The 20,470-nt window shown below is 64.9% G+C and carries 15 protein-coding genes; 9 read left to right on the top strand and 6 right to left on the bottom strand.

What is annotated here, in order from left to right:
- Window positions 1-150: 150 nt before the first annotated feature.
- Window positions 151-930 carry a MerR family transcriptional regulator gene (locus ELEN_RS12520; RefSeq protein WP_009306624.1) on the top strand — a complete coding sequence of 260 codons (780 nt, stop codon included), beginning with the start codon at window positions 151-153 and terminating at the stop codon, window positions 928-930.
- A 116-nt stretch (window positions 931-1,046) separates the two neighbouring features.
- Here the strand turns inward: ELEN_RS12520 and ELEN_RS12515 are convergent, their stop codons facing one another.
- From ELEN_RS12515 to ELEN_RS12505, 3 genes are all read right to left on the bottom strand, one after another.
- The gene (locus ELEN_RS12515) at window positions 1,047-2,066 is read right to left on the bottom strand and encodes a PDDEXK nuclease domain-containing protein (RefSeq protein ID WP_015761220.1); all 1,020 of its coding nucleotides are present in this window, start codon (window positions 2,064-2,066) and stop codon (window positions 1,047-1,049) included.
- Between the two features lie 105 nt (window positions 2,067-2,171).
- Window positions 2,172-3,737: an ATP-binding protein gene (locus tag ELEN_RS12510; RefSeq protein WP_015761219.1), complete on the bottom strand. Its 1,566-nt coding sequence runs from the start codon at window positions 3,735-3,737 to the stop codon at window positions 2,172-2,174.
- 47 nt (window positions 3,738-3,784) lie between these two features.
- Window positions 3,785-5,323 (bottom strand): vWA domain-containing protein, encoded by a 1,539-nt coding sequence (locus tag ELEN_RS12505; protein ID WP_015761218.1) that lies wholly within the window; start codon window positions 5,321-5,323, stop codon window positions 3,785-3,787.
- A 148-nt stretch (window positions 5,324-5,471) separates the two neighbouring features.
- On the opposite strand from ELEN_RS12505, the gene ELEN_RS12500 reads away from it, so the two are divergent.
- Together ELEN_RS12500 and recN are read left to right on the top strand one after the other, a co-directional pair.
- On the top strand, window positions 5,472-7,454 hold the full coding sequence (locus tag ELEN_RS12500; RefSeq protein ID WP_009609452.1) for a leucine-rich repeat protein: 1,983 nt from the start codon (window positions 5,472-5,474) through the stop codon (window positions 7,452-7,454).
- 148 nt (window positions 7,455-7,602) lie between these two features.
- Window positions 7,603-9,318, top strand: coding sequence for a DNA repair protein RecN (gene recN / locus ELEN_RS12495; protein ID WP_009306619.1), 1,716 nt, complete (start codon window positions 7,603-7,605; stop codon window positions 9,316-9,318).
- A gap of 360 nt (window positions 9,319-9,678) precedes the next feature.
- On the opposite strand, the gene ELEN_RS12490 is transcribed toward recN, so the two are convergent.
- Complete coding sequence (locus ELEN_RS12490; RefSeq protein ID WP_015761217.1) at window positions 9,679-11,631, bottom strand: hypothetical protein; 1,953 nt, start codon at window positions 11,629-11,631, stop codon at window positions 9,679-9,681.
- A 148-nt stretch (window positions 11,632-11,779) separates the two neighbouring features.
- On the bottom strand, window positions 11,780-13,753 hold the full coding sequence (locus ELEN_RS12485; RefSeq protein ID WP_015761216.1) for an MDR family MFS transporter: 1,974 nt from the start codon (window positions 13,751-13,753) through the stop codon (window positions 11,780-11,782).
- Between the two features lie 213 nt (window positions 13,754-13,966).
- Between ELEN_RS12485 and ELEN_RS12480 the strand changes: the two genes are divergently transcribed.
- The 5 genes from ELEN_RS12480 to ELEN_RS12460 all read left to right on the top strand — a co-directional run bounded on the left by ELEN_RS12480 (window position 13,967) and on the right by ELEN_RS12460 (window position 18,363).
- Window positions 13,967-14,614 (top strand): TetR/AcrR family transcriptional regulator, encoded by a 648-nt coding sequence (locus ELEN_RS12480; protein WP_015761215.1) that lies wholly within the window; start codon window positions 13,967-13,969, stop codon window positions 14,612-14,614.
- A 589-nt stretch (window positions 14,615-15,203) separates the two neighbouring features.
- Complete coding sequence (locus ELEN_RS12475) at window positions 15,204-15,830, top strand: tryptophan transporter (protein WP_009306615.1); 627 nt, start codon at window positions 15,204-15,206, stop codon at window positions 15,828-15,830.
- An 81-nt stretch (window positions 15,831-15,911) separates the two neighbouring features.
- Window positions 15,912-16,751, top strand: coding sequence for an energy-coupling factor ABC transporter ATP-binding protein (locus tag ELEN_RS12470; RefSeq protein ID WP_009306614.1), 840 nt, complete (start codon window positions 15,912-15,914; stop codon window positions 16,749-16,751).
- Window positions 16,748-17,596, top strand: coding sequence for an energy-coupling factor ABC transporter ATP-binding protein (locus ELEN_RS12465; RefSeq protein WP_009306613.1), 849 nt, complete (start codon window positions 16,748-16,750; stop codon window positions 17,594-17,596). Before ELEN_RS12470 ends, ELEN_RS12465 begins: the two co-directional genes overlap by 4 nt.
- Window positions 17,593-18,363, top strand: a complete 771-nt coding sequence (locus ELEN_RS12460; protein WP_009306612.1) for an energy-coupling factor transporter transmembrane component T family protein — start codon at window positions 17,593-17,595, stop codon at window positions 18,361-18,363. Before ELEN_RS12465 ends, ELEN_RS12460 begins: the two co-directional genes overlap by 4 nt.
- Before the next feature lie 167 nt (window positions 18,364-18,530).
- Here the strand turns inward: ELEN_RS12460 and ELEN_RS12455 are convergent, their stop codons facing one another.
- On the bottom strand, window positions 18,531-19,181 hold the full coding sequence (locus ELEN_RS12455; RefSeq protein ID WP_009306611.1) for an SdpI family protein: 651 nt from the start codon (window positions 19,179-19,181) through the stop codon (window positions 18,531-18,533).
- A 440-nt stretch (window positions 19,182-19,621) separates the two neighbouring features.
- Here ELEN_RS12455 and ELEN_RS12450 point away from each other — a divergent pair, with 440 nt between their 5' ends.
- A complete protein-coding gene (locus ELEN_RS12450) occupies window positions 19,622-20,455 on the top strand; it encodes a deoxyribonuclease IV (RefSeq protein ID WP_015761214.1) in 834 nt (277 codons plus the stop codon).
- The last annotated feature ends 15 nt before the right edge of the window (window positions 20,456-20,470 follow it).

The raw sequence follows: 20,470 nt of genomic DNA, 5'->3' as shown, positions 1-20,470 counted from the left end.
CACTTCGATCAGCACGTGCCCTTCTTTCGAATAACGTCTGGCGAGGGGAGCGCCGCGCAACCTCAATCCGGTCGAAAAAATTGCACGCGTCTGTTGACCCTCACGTAACGTGAGGGTGTACGCTGGTTGCACGCAGGAAAGGAGGCGCTCATGGAACGGGAACGGGCGGGCGGCGGGTACACGGTGCACGAGTTGGCCGAGCTGTCGGGATGCACGGTGCGCACGCTGCATCATTACGACGAGCTGGGGCTCGTTCGCGCGCAACGCGCCAGCAACGGGTACCGGCGCTACGGCGCGGCCGAAGTCGACCGGCTGCATCAGGTGCTGCTGTACCGGGAATGCGGCATGCCGCTTGCTGCCATCGGGCGTTTGCTGGACGACCCCGCGTTCGATGCGCGCGACGCGCTGGCCGGCCACCTGCGCGAGCTGCACGCGCGCAAGCAGCGTCTCGACGGATTGATCGCGAGCGTGGAGAAGACGCTCGCCTGTATGGAAGGTTCTGCAACTATGGAAGACGAAGAGAAGTTCGAGGCGTTCAAACAAGGCCTCGTGGGCGAGAACGAGCAGCACTACGGCAAGGAGGTGCGCGAACGCTGGGGCGACGATGCGGCCGATGCGAGCAACGCGAAGCTCATGGGTATGAGCGTCGAGCAGTACCGCCAAACCCAGAAGCTGGAGCAGGGCGTCAAGGATGCGCTGGCGGCAGCGATGGCTGCGGGCGATCCGACGGGCGAGGACGCGCACCGCGCGGCCGACCTGCACCGCCAATGGCTGTGCGAATTCTGGAAGGACGGAACGTACTCAAAGGCCGCGCACCTCGGCCTGGCCGAGATGTACGTGGCCGACGATCGCTTCAAGGCCTACTACGAAGCTGTCGCCCCCGGCGCTGCGGAATTCCTCCGCGATGCCATCAAGGCGTACTGCGCATAGGAATGTGCGCCCCGCCGCCTTTCGCGGCGGCGGGGCGCCATCTTCGCTCGCAAAACACGCCTCGGCTCCCAACGCGTGTTTTACGAGCGAAGATGCTTAGTTTTGCCGGAGCGTGATTATTCTTCTTCGCTTGCGAGCAGGCAGGTTGCTTCTAAGGCTTGCGACAGCTCCTCCTCGGTTGGCAGGCAGAGCACGTACTGCGATGCGAAGATTCCCTTCTTATCGGCGAGGACGGAATACTTGGCCACCGCTTCGTTGCGATTCGCGCAGAGGACGATGCCTATGGTGGGATTGTCGTCAGGCTGGGTGCACTGGTCGTCGAATAGGCGAACGTAGAAGTCCATCTGCCCGACATCCTGGGGCGTGAGCTTCCCGGTTTTCAGGTCGATCAGGACGAAGCATTTGAGGATGTAGTGGTAGAACACGAGGTCGATGTAGTAGTGGTCGCCATCGGCGCTGACTCGCTGCTGGCGCGCGACGAACGAGAACCCTTTTCCCAACTCCAATAGAAATTGCTGGAGTTTGTCCATGAGCGCTTGCTCTAAATCCGTTTCCAGGTAGTTCGAGTTGCCACCCAGATCGAGGAAGTCGAGTACGTAAGGGTCTTTGAGGATGCCGTCGGCTTTAGTTGGCGGCTCGAGGTTCTGGATCTCTTGTCGAACCTCGTCTTTTCCTTCTGCGCGAGTGGCCAAAAGTCGTTCGTAGTAGAACGAGTGGATCTGCCGGTCGAGCTGCCGCACCGTCCAGCGCTCTTCGACGGCGGAGCGCACGTAGAAGTCGCGACGGACGGGATCATCTATGCGTATGATCAGGCGATAATGCGACCAGCTCAATTCGGCACACAATGTGTGCCGAATTGGATATGCAAGATACAGCTGGCGCATGGCGCGAAGGTTTCGTTCCGTGAACCCCTTCCCGAATTCGGCTGTCAGCCGCTCGGACAGGTATTCCATCAGATGCTGGCCGTATTCTGCGCGGTCGCCCTGCGCTTCGACGATTTGCCGGCCGATCTCCCAATATGCGGAAACCATTGCGTCGTTGATTGCCGCCGCCGCTTTCGTGCGCGCGGTTTCGAGTGCGGCGCGAACCGATTGATAGACGGCTTCGTCCGGGGAAGGATCGTAGATCTGTTCCAAGGACAGCCTCCTTTCGAGAAGGCGGCTGTCCTTTACGGGAAAGTTAGGGTAGCACCCGACCAGTGAATACGATGTGCTTCATTATATAGAACATCAGTTCGTTTATCAAGCCTCTTCTTCTGTCAGATCCAGACGGTTGATGCGGTCGGCCAGGTCGGCTCCTCGTTCGTAGAACAGAAGGTCCTCGTTGTGGGCGAAGTAGCGCTCGCAGCCGTGGTCGTTGATGAAGGCCATGCCATAGCGGTTCACCGATAAGTCGGTGACCAACAGCAGCATCTCCTGGCCGTTGCCGAACGCGTCCTCCACGAAGCGGAAGGCGTTGTCCAGCGCGCTCGACACGGCCGCGATGCGCGCGTCCAGCGCGTCGACCATTTCCCCGAACAAAGTTTTCACCTGCGAGAACGGAACCCCGCCGCCCGCAGCGTCGCAACGCAGCGCGCGGTCGATCAGCGCAAGCGCGCGCTGGTAGGCCACGTACTTCTCGTCCGACAGCAGGCTCGCTTTGCGCTCGGTGTCCAAGCGCGCTTGGAGCGAGGCAGCTTCTTCGCGCAGGAGGGGCAGCGCGTTCGCGTCGTCGATCGCTATCGCCGCAGGGGATCCTTCGACTGCGCTCGCTCCGTTCGCTTCGCTCAGGATGGCATCCCGCATCGCCGCCAGCCGTCCGTGCGCGAACTCCACCGCGCGCTCTTCCATCACGGCGTCGCGCAGCCGTCCGCCCAAGGCGTCCGTGATCAGCCCCATGAGCGACACCCGTTCGTCGAACGCGGCCTCGCGGGCGCGCTCGACCACGCTCTGCTCGGCGGAGCCTTCCAGTATGCGCTCGATCTGATAGTCGGCGCGGTACTTCGTGAACAGGTCGTAGTATACCGAGAAGCGCTTCGCGATCTCGGCGTTCTGCACGTACTGCCCGATCAGCAGCTCGTCCACGGGGACGCCTTGCTCCTCGTACAGCTTCATCATGGCGGAGAGGTCGTCCCAGCCGCGCGCCGTGACGAACGACTTGCCGTCCACGGTGGTCTCCACGCGGTAGAAGTGGTCGCGCTCGATATCGAGGTACGTGAGCACGGCGGGGTGCACGCCCGTCTCCACGGCGAAGTCGCGCCAGGCGGCGAAATCGGGCTCCACGTCGATGCGCTTGAGGCGGTCCCAGGTGGCGATGTCGAAATCGTGCGCCGTGCGGTTGTACTCGGGCGGGTTGCCGGCCGTAACCACGATCCACCCGTCGGGCACGCGGTGGCGTCCGAAGATCTTGTACTGCAAAAACTGCAGCATCGCGGGCGTCAGCGTTTCCGACACGCAGTTGATCTCGTCGAGGAACAGGATGCCCTCGCGCTTGCCGGTGGCCTCCATCGCGTCGTACACGGCGGCGATGATCTCGCTCATCGTGTATTCGGACACGTCGTATTCCACGCCGTCGTACGTCTTCTTCGCGATGAACGGCAAGCCGAGCGCGCTTTGGCGCGTGTGGTGCGTCATCGAATACGACACGAACCCCACGTCGAGGTCCTGGGCGATCTGCTCCATGATGGCCGTCTTCCCGATGCCGGGCGCGCCCAGCAGGAACACGGGGCGCTGCCGTTCGGTGGGCAGACGGTAGTTGCCGAACTCGTCCTTCGAAAAGTACGCCAGCATGGCGTTTTTGATCTGCTGCTTTGCCTGACGGATGTCCATGATTGCTCTCCTTGCGAGTTGATGTCCTAAAAGGGGACAGGCACCTTTTAGGACATTTCTTCCAATACGACGGTTTCGTCGAGCTCCACTTTCATGGCCCACGCAGGGACGTTCGGACTCGCGGCGGCCGAGGCGTCGTCGACGAAGACGAACGCGGTGTCGTAATCGGGCTTGCGGGCGGGATAGGTTCCCTGCCCGTCGGTGAAGTAGATGAGGCCGCCCAGGTTCACGAGGTCGCCGCGCTCCACGGCGTCGTCCACGTAGGCGAACACGGGGCGGAAGTCCGTGCCGCCCAATCCTTTGATCTCGAGGCCGTCCAGGTAGTCGTCCAGATCGCGCAGGTTCGAGATGCGCGCGACGTCCGTGATGGCGGCGTCGCATTGCACGATGAGCACGTTCATGTCGGCGAAGAAGCTGGTCTCTTGGCTGAGGATGGCGTACGTCTTCTCGATGAAACGGCGCACGAGGCCGTCCTTGGTGGAGGCCGAGGTGTCGATGGCGATGACGAAGTCGCGGATGCGCCGCTCTTCCACGTATTCCAACGGCTCGATGAGCGGGAGGTTGCCGTAGCGCTTGAGCCCGTAGCAGTAATAAACGTAGTCGAACTCGTCGTCGTTCACGCGGATCTGCTCGCCCATCCGGGCGAACTTGCGCAGGAACTCGCGATAGTCCTGCTTCTCGCGCGTCACGGCGCGCAGGTTCATGGCAAGGTTCGCGCCCTCGACGCCCCACAGCTTCGCGTAGGCGTCAAGCTGCACGCCCATCTCGTAGGCCGCGCTCTTCCACTGCTCCTTGGACCGATCTAGGTTCACCGTGTCGGCGAAGCGGTCGTCGATGGAGCGTCCTACCTGTTCGGGAGCCTCTTTCTGCACGATGTCGTCCTGGCTGACCGCCTGGTGCGACTTGTGGTTCGGCTTCGCCTGGTCGGCATCGGACGGCATCTCCATGTCGGTTCCGCTCGTGGCGGATTGGGCCGACGCGGCTCCGTCCTGCGCGTCCGCCCCCTCATCGCGTTCGCCCTCTTCCGAATTCGTTTTGCGGGCCTCCTCTGCGGCTGCGAGGCGGTACCAGGGCTCATGGTCGTCCATGTAGAACGGTGCGCGCAGATCGGCCAGCTCGGCATCGTCGAGCCCCTCATCCTGCAGGTACCGGTACACGGTTTCTGCGGTTGCCAGCGGCAGCGCCGCGTCGATGCGCGCGAGGGTCGCGCGCTGGCGCTCGGCGCGAGCGGTGCGGGTGGCGGGCAGGTCGAGTTCGGAGATGGTGCGTTCCACGACGATGTCGCATGCGGCGTCCCAGCGCGCAACGTCCACGTGCGGGCCGGGGTAGAGGTGCAGGAACACGTTGTGCAGCACGATGTGCAGATAGGCGCGAGTGAGTTCGGACGGTTCCGCGGCGTAGAGGCGCGCGAGCGTTGCGGGGTCGAAGCGGATGTGAAGGCCGTCAGTGGCCAGCGTGGCATCGCGCACGGGGAAAGGGCGCAGGCGCGCGAACGCAGCGTTCATGAAGCGCAGGTTCACGAGCAGCGCGTTTTTCGCAAGGTCGAGCGCTTGGCGGGCAAGCGGCTCGACGGCTTCGACGGCCATGATGCTCCTTTGAACGAATGTGCGTGCGCGAAGCGCGTGCTTGCTTCGCGGCGGCTCTTGCCTTCGTCGCTTCCCGCAGTGTAGCATGGGGGAAGCCAAGGGTAAACAGGCTCGTTGCCGAGAGGTTTTTGGGAGGTAGCACAATACTATGATGGAGAACACGCTGGTCTATCATGGTGCTCATGCGCCGATCGAAGAATTGCTTGATCATGCGATCAAGAATCCGGTGCGCCTCGACGCGCGCGATGTGGAGGTTGTCGAGGCTGCGCGGGCGGTGGAGGGCGAAGTGTGGTCTCCGCAGCTTCCGGCTTATCGGGCCTGGGCTGCCGAAGGGGAAGCCGGCGACGTCGCGGGCGGTGCGGGTCGCGAGGGGGATCTGTATTCCGCAGGCGCGCTGTGGATGGGCGAGTTCGACGAGCTGCTTGCCCAGGCGGCCGAACGCGATGCCGCCGACGCGCAGGAGACGCCGCGCGCTCGTATGGAGGAAGGGCTCCGCGGAGCCGTGGGGGTGCGGCAGGTGCCCGGCGGATATGCCCTGACCGCGTTCGATCTGCGGAGATTCGCTGCGGCGGTGGGGCAGAGCGACGATTTGGCGGTTCTGCTGCCCGCGTACGTGGACGGGATCCCCGTGGTGCGCGTGGCCGTGGAAGCGTTCGCGCGCCGCTTCGTGCAGGGCGTGGGGGTGCTGCTTCTGGTGGTGCCCGACACGGTGGAGCATATCGCTGCGAACGCGTTCGCAGCGATGTCGGCGCAGCGGATCCATATCGGGCGCGGCGTAAGCCAGCTAGGAGAGCAGCGCTGCGATTTGGCGGGAGTCTCGCCGCGGTTGGCGCGCCGGGAGTATTCGGTGGATGCCGGAAACGCGCGCTATCTGGCGCGCGAGGGCAACCTGTTTTCGGACGGCGGACGGGAGCTCGTGTTCTTGGCCTCTCCGTACGGCGAGCGCGTGAGCCTGCCCGATGGGGTGGAGCGCGTGGCTTCGTCGGCGTTTGCGGACGGTTGCGAGCCCCCTGCGGTGGTGGACTGCTCGGCGGCGCTTGCGCGCGTTGACTCTCGCAGCTGGGACGACGCGGTCTGGCGCTGCCCGGTCGAGGCTCCCGCGTACCGCGCGCTTCGCAAGCGCGGCGTCCGTCTGGCGGGGCCGGCAGCCGTCGAGTTGGAAGGATGCTGGTACGACTTCGACGCGGAGGGCGCGGTGCTGGTAGCGGGGCCGCCGAAGCCGATATCGGTGTCGCGGCGCTTCGCCGAGCAGGCTGCGGTGCGCGCCGTGGCCGTGCGCGGCAAAGACGAGGTTGCAGACGATGCCGACGTCTGCGCGCTTTCGCCCGCTGCGGCGGCTGCCGAGGCGGCCACGGAGTTCGCGGCCTCGGGGGAAGCGGGCTCCACCGTGGGTTACGTGTCGGCCAGCGCGAGCGACGTGCTGGCGCTTCCGCGACAGGTGGAAGGGCGGCCGCTCGTGCGCATCGGCGTAAGAGCCCTGCCGTTCGCGCCGGCCTCGGTGGTGGTACCCGAAACCGTGCGCATCATCGAACGCGACAACGCATGCCGCGGCACGAAGCGCCTGATCCTTCCCGAAGGGCTGGTTTCCATCGGCGCGCACTGCTTCTGGTCGCGTAAGCTGGAGGGGCCCGTGCTTATCCCGGCGAGCGTGCGCTCGGTCGGGGAGGGCAGCTTCGAGTACGCGGTGTGCCGCCTGTCGCACGTGGGGGCGATCGTGCACGTGTCGGCCGATCAGCTGCTCACCTGCTTTCTGACGGACGCCTCCGACGGCGTTCCGTTCGACTTCGGGCGCTACGACGAGCTTCTGCGGTCGGGGAAAAACCTGCCCGATCGTTTGGGCGCGCTGCTGCACCGGCTGGCCGTACCCTACCGGCTCGCCGACGACATGCGCTCGGTTCTGGTGTCGCACCTGCGGGGCTACGGGCGCGAGGCCCAGGAGCGCATCGCGCGCGAGGGAGATCGGAACATGGTGGAAGCTCTGGTCAAGGCCGGTTTTATCGACGATGCCTCGTTCGATCGGCAGATCGAGCTTTTGCGCGCTTGCAACCGCACCGACTGCGTGGCGTACCTCATGGAGCATCATCGCGCCCAGGCCAAGCCGACGAGCGCGAAGGAGCGGTTCGCGCTGTGAGCCACGGCGCGTAACGCGCGTCGGAAAGGCGTGGACCCTGCGCTAGGTTTAAGCGGTTTGAGCGACTGGGCGAATCCGCTTCGGCGGCGCGCCCTCGCGCTGCTATACTTGATGGCTCTGGAACGAACGAGGCTGTAAGAGGTGCGCGATGATCGACGAGATCCAAGTTGAGAACCTGGCGCTGATCCGCGAGGCGACGCTGGTGCCGGCGCGCGGGCTGACCGTGCTCACGGGCGAGACGGGCGCGGGCAAGACGGCGCTGCTCTCGGCGTTGAAGCTGCTCATGGGTGCGCGCGCCGACAAAGACGCCGTCCGCGACGGCGAGGAAGCCCTCTCCGTGTCGGGGAGGTTCTACGGCGCCGTCTTTTCCGGCTTTGCGTCTTCCGACGATCTTGCGGGCCGGTCTTCCGCTGACGCGGTTGAAAGCGGGGAGGCGGACGACGGCGTTCCCGTCGAGCTGGTCGCCATGCGCCGCGTAACCTCGGACGGGCGTTCGCGCGTGTCCATCGACGGCCGCATGGCCAGCGTCGGCGAGCTGGCTCGCGCCATTGCTCCCACCATCGACTTGTGCGGTCAGCACGAGCACCAGCAGCTCATGAAAACGTCCCAACATGTTCGTATGCTCGATGCCTGGGCGGGCGACGCGGTGGTACAGGCGCGCACCGCCTACGAGGAGGCGTTCGCGACGGCGAACGCGGCGGCGGCCGAGCTGACGCGCGTGCGCGAGGCGGGCGAGGCGTCCTCGGCCAAGCTCGACGAGGCGCGCTTCGTGCTGCAGCGCATCGACGCGGTGGATCCGCGCGAGGGCGAGTACGACGAGCTGCTGGACGACCTCGCCCGCGTGGAGCATGCTGAGGCATTGGCTGTCGCTGCGAACGGGGCGCATGAGGCGCTTGCGGGCGAGCAGGGGGCCATCGACGCGCTGGGCAGCGCGGTGGCGGCGCTCGACGGTGCGGCGCGTTACGATGCCAAGCTGGGCGAGTTCGCCGACGCGTTGCGCGAGGCGGGCTACGTGTTGGAGGACATGGCGCGCGAGACGCGCGACTACCGCGAGGGCGTGGAGTTCGACCCCGAGACGCTGGCGCAGCAGCAAGAGCGCATGGCTTCGCTGCAAGGGCTCCTGCGCACGTACGGTCCGCGCATGGAAGACGTGCTGGCGCGTCGCGCCGAAGCGGCCGACCTCGTATCGCTCGTGGACGATGCCGCCGAGCGCGAACGCGCGGCGCAGCGGGAGCTCGACCTGGCCGAAGAGGCGCTCGCGCAGGCGGCGTCCGCGCTGGCCGACGCGCGCGCCGAGGCCGCCCCGCGGTTCGCCGAAGCCGTGACGGCGCAGATGGATCGCCTGGAAATGGGCGGGGCGCAGCTGGTGTGCGACCTCGCACCGCTCGAGCGCGTTCAGTGGACGAAGGCGGGCCCGCAGGCCGTGGAGTTCCTGTTCCGACCTGGCGCCGGCATGCAGGCGCGTCCGCTCGCGCGCATCGCATCGGGCGGCGAGGTCAGCCGCGTCATGCTGGCCGTGAAGGTGGTGCTGGGCGAGGTCGACGACGTGGACACGCTTGTGTTCGACGAGGTGGATGCGGGCGTGGGAGGTTCGACCGCCGTGGCGCTGGCCGACGTGCTGGCCGATTTGGCGCGCACGCACCAGGTGATCGTCGTCACGCACCTCGCGCAGGTGGCCGTCCGAGGCCAGGCGCACTACGTGGTGCGCAAGGCTGCGGGGGACGAGGGGGCCATGCCCGAAACCGACCTGCGGCAGCTGCCCGAAAGCGAGCGTCCCGCCGAAATCGCGCGCATGCTGTCGGGCGATGCTACCGAGACATCGCTTGCGCACGCGCGCGAGATGCTGGCCCGAGCGGCCGGATAGCCCAAGCGGGCGACTCGTTTTTCTTGCGTTCCGCGCCGTTCGCTGTTAGCGGCGATCCCCGTTGCGTTGTCTGCCGATGGCGGTTGTGCAGGAGATTTCCCCTGCGGTGCACAAAAAGATGCGACGTTTGACGCACGGGGCTGAGAAAAGGCGCGACAAAACGAAAGCGCGCTCCCTTGTTGGGAAGCGCGCTTCCTTGACCTGCTGTTTTCTTCGGCTGCTCGAATTGCTGCTGCAAGCTGCGACCGCGAAATATCAAACGTCGCGTCTTTTTGTGCAAAAAAGGACGCGTTTCGTGCAAGGACCCGCCGTGCTGGCGCTCGACGTGCCCTGTCCGTTGCCGGTGCCCTCTCTCGTTGGCTACGAGCGGTTGCTCCGCTTTTTCCGCGTGATCTGCATGGCGATCGCGCAGGTCAGCGTTACGCCGCCGGCGAGAAGCGCGATGCCCAGCGCAATTTGCGGCAGGGGCGCATCGCCCGTCGCGGCGAGTGCGGCGGCGTTCGCCGGTGCCTGCTTGGAGTCGGTCGTGCTTGGCAAGGGCTTGGGCGCATCGGGCTTCGACTCCGGCTTCGGTGCTGGAGTCTCGGGTTCCGGAGCGGGCGCCGGCGTGTCCGGCGTTGGGGGAACCGGGGGCGTGGGAGCCGCCGCGCCCTGCGCCGCGAGGAGCAACGGCCCGGTGACGACGCTCTTCTTGATCGCGATCGCGCCGGTGGCCGGGTCGTACGTGTAATCGGTGCCCGCGGCCAGTGCGAGCGTTTGCCCGTCGGCCGCCCCGCAGCGCACGTCGATCGCGTCGGGCAGCAGGTAGCCTTCGTTCGCGCTCAGCTGGTAGAGGTTCGCATCTGCGCCGTCCTTCTCGAACGCGGCGGTCAACGCGGCGGACGGTTCCGCCGGGAAGCCTGCAGCCGTGTTCTTCGGCATTGCGCTGGGTACCGCGGCAATGGACAGCCCGGTCAGGTTCGCGCGCAGCGGATACGCGCACGAGGTCACGGTGCCGCCCTGGTCGCTGATGACGTTCTCGAAGATACCGCCTTCGATGACGCCTCGGTTGGTCACGTCGCTAAGGAACGTGCCGCCTGCGATGGTTCCGTGGTTCGTCACGCTGCCGTTGAACGTGCCGCCCGTCAGGACGGCGTTGTTGTAGTCGGGGTCGGGATCGCCGTTGGTTACGGTGCCGTCGAACGTGCCGCCGGATATGGTGCCGCCGCCGGTGGTGGTGTCTTCGTCGTTGCTTGTCACGGAGCTGGTGGAGGAGAACGCGCCGCCCGCGATGACGCCCCTGCTGAGAATCTTGCCGCTGAACGTACCGCCTTCGATGGTTCCGAAGTTGTCTATTTCATCCGAGTTGAACGTGCCGCCTTTGATGGTGCAGGATCGGTTCTCGTCGGGATCGAACCTCATGTATCCGTTCTGCACGTATGCGTTGAATACGCCCTGACCTTCGATGGCTCCGCCGTTGTCCACTCCGATGTTGAACTCGCCGCCGCGTATCGTGCCGTCGTTGGTCACGTTGTTGTTTTCGCCGCCGTCGTTGAACGTGCCGCTCGAAATCACGGCGCCGTCGTAGTTGTTCACGTAGCCGTTGAACGTGCCTCCCGCGATGGCGCCGGCGCCGGCGTTGTTGGATGCGTTTTGCACGGTTCCGTGGAACACGCCGTCCTCGATGGTTCCCTGATTCTGCATGCGGCCGTTGAACGTGCCTCCGCAGATGGAGCCGCCGAGGTTGGAGCTGTTGCCGCTGTTCACCTCTCCGTTGAACGTTCCGCCGTTGATGGCGAAGCCTTTGAATATGTTCACGGACTCGTTGAACGTGCCGTCCTCGATCGCGCCGCTTCTCATCCCCATGACCATGCAGTCGAACGTGCCGCCCGTGATGGTGCCGGAGGAGGTGCTCACGTACGATTTTGTGGGATCGTTCGGGTCGCTGTTGAAGGTTCCACCTGCGATGATGCCCGCGTTTCCGATGCTTGCGGTGAACGCGCCGCCCCTGATCACGCCGCCCGCTTCGTTGCGCACGGCGAAACCGGACGTCTGCGACGCATCGACGAACGTGCCGTCCTCGATGACGCCCTTGTTCCGAAGGAGGTTCTCGCTCGAGACGTTGAGCGCGTGGCCCGTGAACGTGAACGCGTGCCCCGCGCCAAGCGTGAGCTTGCCGTCGGCGTACGTCCAGCCTTCTCCCGACGTGCCGATCGGCGCGCCGTCGGCGCCGATTTCGATGGTGACGGGAACAGCGCTCGCGAATGCGACGTTTGGGTCGAGCAGGCAGGCGAATGCGAGGGCGGTAGCAAGAGCGATCAGGCGTTTTCTCATGGGAGTTCCCTTCGGGCAGGTTAACGCTCAGATGCTAGCATGCAAGGGGAGTCTGTAGGCGACCGCTGCGAAAGCGGTGGGATGCGCTGCGAAAAAAGACGGCAGCCAAGCGGCTGCCGTCTCAGGGGAGCGAAAAGGGAAGGGCGCGTTAGATGGACGATGCCATCGCTTCGTCGTCGGGGAGCGCGGCGGCTTCCTCGGAGCGCTCCAGTTTCGACGCCGCTTCGGCGTCGCGCTCGGCCAGGTACTGCTGCATGGAGTAGTGCGTGATGTCGGAGCGGTTGATCACGCCCACCACCTGGCCCTCGTCCAGCACGGGCACCTTCTTCAAGTGGTTCTCGCCCAACACGCGACACACTTCGGGAAGGTCGGCATGCACGTCCACGCCGATGATGCCCTTCGCGCCGATGCTCTTCGCCGGCATGCCCATGAGCTCGTCGAGCTTGCGGGCGAAGTCCTGGTTGCCGCCGTCGGCGTCCACGGTCTGCATGATCATGACCACGGGGTCCATCAGCATCTGCGATCGCTTCGACAGGTAGCGCATGATATCGCCGTCGGATACGAAGCCCACGGCCTTGCCCTGTTCGTCTACCAGCGGGGCGGCGCTGATGTGCCGGTCCACCAGCACCTGCATGGCTTCGGCCACGGTGGCGTTGGCGGGCAGCGTGTACACGTCGCGCTTCATGATGGACTCCAGCACCGTGCGGCGGGAGTTGTCCCGATCCTTCTCGGCGGCCTCGCCCGGTTTGTTCTTCACCAGCGCCACGACCATGACGAAGCCGACGAGGCACAGCGCGCCGGCTAGGGCGAACGCCACGTCGATGCCGAAGATGCTGGCTTGCGTGGGAGTCATCGTCCGGGAGCTCATGTTCGTGGCGATAGTGGAGGCCGAAACGATGATGGCGGTGCCCAGCGAGCCCGCCACTTGGCGGAACGTGTTGTTCACCGAAGTGCCGTGGTTCACCAGCTCGTTGTCGAGCGCGTTCATGCCCCAGGTGGTGATGGGCATGTTCACCAGCGACAGCGAGAACAGGCGCACGGTGTACAGAAGGGTCAAGGTGATGATGCCGGTTTCGGTGCTCAGGAATGCGAAGCAGAACGTAGTCAGCGTGAGCACGCCCATGCCCACGAGCGCCAGCACGCGCGGTCCGTGCTTGTCGAACAGACGGCCGGCGATGGGCCCCATGGCACCCATGATGATGGCGCCGGGCAGCAACACGAGGCCGGACACGGTGGCGGAGTAGCCCATGAGCGACTGCAGGTAGATAGGCACCAAGATGCCTGCAGCCAAAAGCGCGCCTTGCACCAACATGCCGATGATCGTGGCGATGAGGAACTTGCGGTTCTGCAGCACGCGCACCTGCAGCATGGGCTTCTCCATCTTCAGCTGGCGTCGGAAGAAGAACACGAGCGCTACCGCGCCAACGAGCGTGCCGGCGATAGCGTCGGCACGCAGGCCGTAGGAGCCGATGGTGGACAGGCCGTACAATAGGCCGCCGAAACCCAGCGACGACAGGATGACGGAGGGCACGTCGAGCGTGACGTCCTTCTTCGTTTCGCCGCCCTTCTGCAGCACGAACGCGCCGATAAGCACTACGACGGCCGACAGCGCGGTGATGATGTAGAACATATCGTGCCAGGTGTAGCGGTCGATGATGACGCCCGCCACGGTGGGGCCGATGGCGGGGCCGAACGCGATGACGATGCCGAACAGGCCCATGGCCGTACCGCGCTTGTCCACGGGGAACGTCCACATGAGCACCGTCATCACAAGGGGCATGAGGATGCCCGCGCCGGCGGCCTGCACGAGCCGGCCCAGCAGCAGCACGACGAAGCTGGGACCCCAGCCCGCAAGGAAGCTGCCCAACGTGAAGATAACCATGGACACGAGGAAGAGCCGCTTGGTGGTGAAGCGGTCCGTCAAGAAAGCCGTGATGGGGATCATGATGGCGTTCACCAGCGTGAAGCCGGTGGTGAGCCACTGCGCCATGGAGGCGTCGACGCTCATCTCGGTCATGACCGACGGCAGCGCCGGGGCGACGACGGTCTGGTTCAGAACCGTCACGAACGTGCCGAACACCAGCACGGCCAGCATGACGATCTGCTTGCGCGTTAAACCCATATACCTGTTCCTTCCGAATGTGCGCTGCGAACAAAAACGCCTTTGAAGGGGAGCTTGCAGCTAACCCGACTTCAAAGACGCCCGTTGTCATGCGGTTGACGTGATTTACACTCAGTATAAATATTCATTCGGTAGATGAAAAGTGCTCGGCAGTAAAGTTGTGGTACCCTGCACCGAAACGGCACATCGCGGCGATGAAAGGGTGCGCGCAACGTGGAACAGACAAAGCCGTCGGCGGAAGGCCTGCGGTATCGTAAGAAGCTCAAAGCCAGGCTTTCGGTGGAGCGAGCGGCGTTAGAGCTGGTCATCGAACGGGGCTACGACGGCGTGACGGTAGAGGACATCTGCGCCCGTGCCGAGATCTCCAAGAAGACGTTCTTCAACTACTTCCCATCGAAAGCGGCCGCCATCATGGGTCGTCTGGACTCGTTTCCCGACGACGAACAGCTGGTTCGCATCCTCGAAGAGCATAGCGAAGCCTGCTACCTCGACGTGTTGGTCGGCGTAGTGGGAACGGGCGCCGCTTCGGGCGTGGACGAGGGCATTGTGAACCTGCGACGCGAAGCGCTGCGCTCCATGCCTCAGCTGTTCTTTCAAGGTCAGCGCGACATATTGGCTATTCAGCGCTCCATGGCCGACGCTTTGCGCGCGCATTTAGCCGAGTGCCCCGAACGGCGTATGCTGACGGATCGCTCGGTGGAGGAGGAGGCGCTTGTGGCGTCGTCGACCGCTATCGGCCTCGCCCGCACTCGCTCAATGCTGACCGTGTGCGGCGATTTGGAGCCGTCGGCGGCCGAAACGCGCCGCCTTGTCGCCGCGTACCTGTCGGCCGGCGACAAGGCGTGTCAAGGGGACGGGTGATTTGACACGCTTTGATGGTATCAAGGGAATGGTGCCAAAGGGGCGTGTGTCAAGACACCCGTCCCTTTGGCACGCCGGACACGTCCGACGGATGCTGTGAAAAACTTCTTGACAGCTTTTCCTAACACTGTGCTATAGTTTGCGCCACAACTTAATACCTTGAAACCGATGAGGCGAAGGTCAAGCCGTCATGAGCACTCACAGAGAGCGGGCGCAGCTGGGATTCCCGCAGTAAGCTGGATGGTAAATGGATCGCCGAGGGAAAGGGGAAAGGAAGGCGCGGCGCGCAAGCGGCCGGGCTGACCGAGTATCTGGACCGTGAGCCTGCGTTAAGGGCAGAACATGTGTTGGCATGTTCGTGAGAGGGTTCTGCATCGCGGAATCAACTGTGAAGGTGGCACCGCAGGTTTACAAGACCTGTCCTTCGATGAGAAGGACAGGTCTTTTTCATTGCGGGGGCGCACAGCGCCGAGGCCATGAGGTTGATTGCGCGGAGTGATCCTCGTCCGCGAAGTTCGTGCCGGCAAACCAGACGCCCCGGGAGGGGCACGCGACCGGCGGGGACTCCGCCAAGAGAGGATTGAGGAACATGGAACAGCAGATCAAGCGCGAGGTTGCGACGCAAACGGCGACGGCAGGCGAGGCGTCAGCGCCGCGCAAGCGCGAAGTGGCGGCGGCGCCGAGCAGGGCGGGCCTGTCCACGCAGGACCTCATCCTCATCGCCGTGCTGCTGGCCGCGGGCGCGGTGCTCAAGCTGACGGTGGGCTCGCTGCTCTCGTCGATGGGCATGAAGCCGAACTTCATCATCGCGATGTACTGCCTGGCCATCATCCTGACCCGTCCGAAGCTGGGACAGGCCCTGGTCATCGGCCTGCTGGCCGGCCTCATCTGCCAGATCCCCCTGTTGAACGCCACGCCGCTTCTGAACATCCCCTCCGAGGTCCTGGGCGCGCTCGCCTGCGGCTTGCTGATCAAGGTGCCCCTGCGCATCGGCGGCAAGCTCGACCTCAACCCGCTGGTGAACACGTTCGTCTCCACGGTGGTGTCCGGCGGCACCTTCGCCCTGCTGTCCGTCTACATCAACGTGGTGTCCACGGGCGGCGACGTCATGGTGGCCCTGGCCACGTACGCCGCCATCGTCTTCGGCACCGCCACGTTCAACTGCATCCTCGTCCAAGTCCTGGCCATGCCGCTGAAGAAGGTGCTGAAGCGCTAGGGTTTCGCCGTTCTCCGAACGGCGAAACAGCCCGCCTCGCTGACTCACTACGCCAACCTGCGACCCCAGAAAGACTCTTTCATGATCAAGATACGCGACTTCACGTTCCGGTACCGCGAGGGCGACCGCCCGGTGGTCAGCGGCATCGACCTCGACATTCCCGACGGCGCGTTCGTCGGGATCACCGGGGCGGCCGGCTCGGGCAAATCCACGCTGACCTACGCGCTGAACGGCATCATCCCGCATTGCTATCCGGGCGACTTCTACGGCTCCGTCGTCGTCGACGGGCTGGACACCTGCGAAGTCGCGCTCACCGACGTGTCGCGGCTGGTGGGCAGCGTCTGCCAGGACGTCGACAGCCAGTTCGTCACGTCGGTCGTGGAGGACGAGATCCTGTACGGCCTGGAAAACTTCGGCGTGCCGCGCGGCCAGATCGAGGATCGCGTGGCGCAGGCGCTGGCCGACATGGGCATCTCCGAGGTGCGCGACCGCGTGATCTCGTCGCTGTCGGGCGGGCAGAAGCAGAAGGTGGCCATCGCGTCCGTCCTGGCGCTGAACCCGCGGGTGCTCGTGCTGGACGAGCCTACCGCCGAACTCGATCCTCTGAGTTCGCGCACTGTGTTCGACCTCTTGGCGCGCTATGCGCGCGAGCATGGCGCCACCGTCGTGGTGGTGGAGCAGAAGATCGCGCTGTTGTCCCAGTACGCCGATATGCTGGTCGTCGTCGACGAGGGGCGGATTCGCTTCGCCGACGCCCCCGCGCAGGTGCTGGAACATTCGGACGAGCTGAAGGCCATCGGCGTGAACTGCCCGCGTTCGACCACGCTCATGAACCGCCTGCGCGCTGAAGGCCTGTACGCCGGCGCGCCCGTCCGTAACGTGCGCGAGGCGCGCGAGGCGTTGAAGGAGGTGCTCGCATGATCGAGTTCCGCGACGTGCACGCGTCCTACGACGGGTCGGCTCCCATCCTGAAAGGCGTGAGCTTCACCATCCGCGACGGCGAGTTCGTCGCGTTCGTCGGCACGAACGGGGCGGGGAAGTCCACCACGATGCGCCTGATGAACGGCCTGCTCAAGCCCGATGCCGGCCAGGTGCTCATCGACGGCGTCCCCACGAGCGACCTGCGCACCAGCGAGCTGGCCCGCCGCGTGGGCTTTTTGTTCCAGAACCCCGACAGCCAGATCTGCTGCAACACGGTGCGCGAGGAGCTGCTGTTCGGCTTCAAAGCGCTGGGGCTGGACGGACCGGACGCCGACTCGCGCGTCGACGCGATCGTCGAGGAGTTCGCCTTCGACCCCGACGACGACCCGTTCCTGTTGAACCGCGGCGCCCGCCAGCTGCTGGCGCTGGCGTCCATCGTGGTGCTCGCGCCGCCGGTGGTGGTGCTCGACGAGCCGACCACCGGCCTGGACTATCGCGAGTGCGTGAAGGTCATGGACATCATCCGCCGCATCCACGAGCGAGGCACCACGGTGGTCATGGTGTGCCACGACATGGAGGTGGTGGCCGATTACGCGGCGCGTTGCATCGTGATGAGCGGCGGCGAGGTGGTGGACGACGCTCCCACGTTCGACGTGCTGCGCAACCGTGAAACGCTCGAGCGCGCCTCGCTCGTCCCGCCGCAGATCGTGGAGCTGTCGCTTGAGCTGGGCCGCGAGATGCCGCACCTCGCGGACGGGCCCGTCGGCCGCGCCAACACGCTGGACGAGATGGCCGCGGCCGTCATGGAGGAAGTTCGGACGAGCGAAAGGAGCGTGTGCGCATGAGCTCGTTTCTGGAATACGTGCCCGGCACCAGTCCGCTGCATCGCATGAACCCGGTGGCCAAGCTGGCGGCGGCCGCGGCGTTCGCGCTCGCGTGCTTCTGCTCCAGCAACCTCGCGTTCTTGGCCGTGCTGCTGGCGGCAGGCTTCGCGCTGGCCGCGACGTGCGGCATGGTGAGGCCCGCCATCGGTCTGGCGAAGGCGGTGTTCGCGTTCTCGCTGATCTTGGCTGTAGTGCAGGTGCTCACGACGCCCAGCGGCGCGGTGCTGGTAGAGCTGCCGTGGGGCTACGTCGGCACGGGCAGTCTGCTGGCGGCGTTGACCACGGTGGTGCGCCTCGTGGCTGCGGCCATCCCGCTGTTCCTCGTGTTCTACGTCACCAAGATGAACGACATCACGAACGCCGTGGTGAAGGTGCTGCACGTGCCGTACAAGTACGCGTTCACCTTCACATCCACCATCCATTTCATCCCGATGTTCATGAACGACATGAAGGGCATCATGGAAGCGCAGACGGCGCGCGGCGTGGAGTTCGACGCGGGCGGCATCGTGCGGAAGGTGCGCCTGATGGTGCCGCTGTGCGTGCCGCTGCTGGTGTCGTCGGTGCGCAAGACCAACAGCGCCGCCATAGCCGCGGAGGTGCGCGGCTTCAACCTGCGCACCGCGACAAGCGGCTACAAGGAGTACCCGTTCGTCGCAGCCGACGTGGCCGCGATGGCGGGATCCCTCGCGCTCGTTGCGATCGCCGTGGCCCTGGGAGTGCTGCTGTAACGGCTGCGGAAGCGGTTCGCTAGCCTGGAACTCCAGAGATAGAAGTGGCGGAGAAAAACCTCCGCCTTCCCGTCAGGCCCGGATCTTTCGACCAGCCCGAATGCCTACATAATACAGGTTGGAGCCAGCAAGCGCAATCGAACAAACGGTGGAGATTCATCAACCGCTCAGGCATCGATGTCCTTGCACGCGAAGTACGAGCCGATGATGCTGATGAGCGCCCAGGCTGCAAAGACGACCATGGTGGCGGCGAATGCGAGATCGCCGTCGAAGAGGATGCCGCAGACGATCATGAGGATGCCGGCGGGGATGGACGTGCGCGCGCCGAAGCGCTGGCCTTTCTGCCACGCGGCATCGCTTTTCTGGGTCCACGGCAGGCGAACGCCGAAGGCCGAGTTGCGGGTCGCTTTGGGCATGAGGTAGCCGAGGAACAGCAGCGTGGCGCCGATGACGAAAGCGGCGATCTTCGACATGCCGGCGTCGGGAGCGCCGAGGGAGATATCCGAAACGTCGTGCGACAGGATGTTCAGGGATGCGAACACCGTCACGGCGATGAAGATCGCCTGCATGCCGACGGTCAGCTTCATCATGGTTGCGCGGTTGCCTTCGTCGCCGAACCTCGTAAGCAACATCATGAACAGGCCGAACGCAAGCGCGAGAGCGGGCGCGGTGAAGCTTTCGAACCTGCTGCCGATGCGGTCGATCTCGCCGCCCGTGAAATGGACCGGCACCTGGTCGGGCATGATCGCCACGAACGCCGCCGTAACGGCGACGTCGATAGCGAACAGAACGCCGACGGCGATGTAGCCCTTCTTCATGATGCGTCCTTTCGGTTCGCTCCCTTTCAGCGGCTCTCTCGCCTTCCAGTATAGATCGTCCGGGGGGGGGGGGGCGTCAACGCGGGGTTTTCGGCGGCTTGCCGCGCGCGTCGGGCGAACCTTGCAGACGACCGACACTATCGCAGACCGTACGGCCGCTTCGCCGCCGCTCGGTCGGATTGCGCTCGGCTGCACGGTTCTTCAACGGCCTTCCAACAAGTGGGTTCAGCGGCGCTCGCCGGTGCCGCGCGGCGACGGCCGGGCGCTACGATGGCGGGAAAGCTCCCTGATCGGAAGGATCTCGCCACATGTTCACCATCGGATGCCACCGGGCTCGCGCGAACGCGTAGAACCTGCGACATTGCACACGAGCCGTTCGGTCCGGCGCTCCTATATGCTACTATGTGCGTCACGATTAAACCATCGGAAAGGATGCGGGCATGTTCACCATCGGCTGCCACCTCTCAAGCGCGAAGGGCTATCTCCACATGGCGAAGGACGCCGTGTCCATCGACGCCAACACGTTCCAGTTCTTCACGCGCAACCCGCGCGGCGGCCGTGCGAAGGCCATCGACCCGAAAGACATCGCGGCCTTTGCCGCCTATGCGCCCGAGCATGGCATCGAGCGCATCCTGGCGCACGCGCCTTACACGCTGAACCCCGCCTCCGACAAGCAGCAGACGCGCGATTTCGCGCTCATGGTGCTGGCCGAGGGCCTCGGCCGTATGGAGGAGACGCCGCATCAGCTGTACAACATGCATCCCGGCAGCGCTGTCGGCCAGCCGTGCGAGGTTGCCATCGCCAAGATCGCCGACGCGCTGAACCAGAGCCTGCTGCCGCATCAGACCACCACGTTGCTATTGGAGACGATGGCGGGGAAAGGCAGCGAGATCGGCGGCACGTTCGAGGAGCTGGCGGCCATCATCGCGCAGGTGGAGCTGGAGAGCCACGTGGGCGTGTGTCTGGACACGTGCCACGTGTGGGACGCGGGCTACGACATCGTGGGCGACCTCGACGGCGTGCTGGAGGAGTTCGACCGTGTGATCGGGCTCGACCGTTTGCATGCCATCCACCTCAACGACAGCATGAATGCCCGCGGTTCGCATAAGGACCGCCATGCCCGCATCGGCGAAGGCGAGATCGGCTTCAAAGCCCTGGCCGCCGTGACGAACCATCCGAAGCTGCGCGACCTGCCGTTCTACCTGGAGACCCCCAACCCGGATCTCGCAGGCTACGCCGAAGAGATCGCCGCGCTGCGCAGGGCGCATGAATAGGCGAGCGTTCGCGCG

The organism is Eggerthella lenta DSM 2243 (genome assembly GCF_000024265.1).
GTDB lineage: Bacteria > Actinomycetota > Coriobacteriia > Coriobacteriales > Eggerthellaceae > Eggerthella > Eggerthella lenta.
The sequence above is the reverse complement of the archived record's forward strand: the minus strand, read 5'-3'. Positions and strand labels throughout refer to the sequence as shown.

What these genes read in the sequence shown, in the direction of transcription:
- ELEN_RS12520 (WP_009306624.1), top strand. Translation starts at nt 151, where the DNA reads ATGGAACGGGAACGGGCGGGCGGCGGGTACACGGTGCACGAGTTGGCC.
- ELEN_RS12510 (WP_015761219.1), bottom strand. Translation starts at nt 3,737, where the DNA reads ATGGACATCCGTCAGGCAAAGCAGCAGATCAAAAACGCCATGCTGGCG.
- ELEN_RS12505 (WP_015761218.1), bottom strand. Translation starts at nt 5,323, where the DNA reads ATGGCCGTCGAAGCCGTCGAGCCGCTTGCCCGCCAAGCGCTCGACCTT.
- ELEN_RS12500 (WP_009609452.1), top strand. Translation starts at nt 5,472, where the DNA reads ATGATGGAGAACACGCTGGTCTATCATGGTGCTCATGCGCCGATCGAA.
- recN (WP_009306619.1), top strand. Translation starts at nt 7,603, where the DNA reads ATGATCGACGAGATCCAAGTTGAGAACCTGGCGCTGATCCGCGAGGCG.
- ELEN_RS12490 (WP_015761217.1), bottom strand. Translation starts at nt 11,631, where the DNA reads ATGAGAAAACGCCTGATCGCTCTTGCTACCGCCCTCGCATTCGCCTGC.
- ELEN_RS12485 (WP_015761216.1), bottom strand. Translation starts at nt 13,753, where the DNA reads ATGGGTTTAACGCGCAAGCAGATCGTCATGCTGGCCGTGCTGGTGTTC.
- ELEN_RS12475 (WP_009306615.1), top strand. Translation starts at nt 15,204, where the DNA reads ATGGAACAGCAGATCAAGCGCGAGGTTGCGACGCAAACGGCGACGGCA.
- ELEN_RS12470 (WP_009306614.1), top strand. Translation starts at nt 15,912, where the DNA reads ATGATCAAGATACGCGACTTCACGTTCCGGTACCGCGAGGGCGACCGC.
- ELEN_RS12465 (WP_009306613.1), top strand. Translation starts at nt 16,748, where the DNA reads ATGATCGAGTTCCGCGACGTGCACGCGTCCTACGACGGGTCGGCTCCC.
- ELEN_RS12460 (WP_009306612.1), top strand. Translation starts at nt 17,593, where the DNA reads ATGAGCTCGTTTCTGGAATACGTGCCCGGCACCAGTCCGCTGCATCGC.
- ELEN_RS12455 (WP_009306611.1), bottom strand. Translation starts at nt 19,181, where the DNA reads ATGAAGAAGGGCTACATCGCCGTCGGCGTTCTGTTCGCTATCGACGTC.
- ELEN_RS12450 (WP_015761214.1), top strand. Translation starts at nt 19,622, where the DNA reads ATGTTCACCATCGGCTGCCACCTCTCAAGCGCGAAGGGCTATCTCCAC.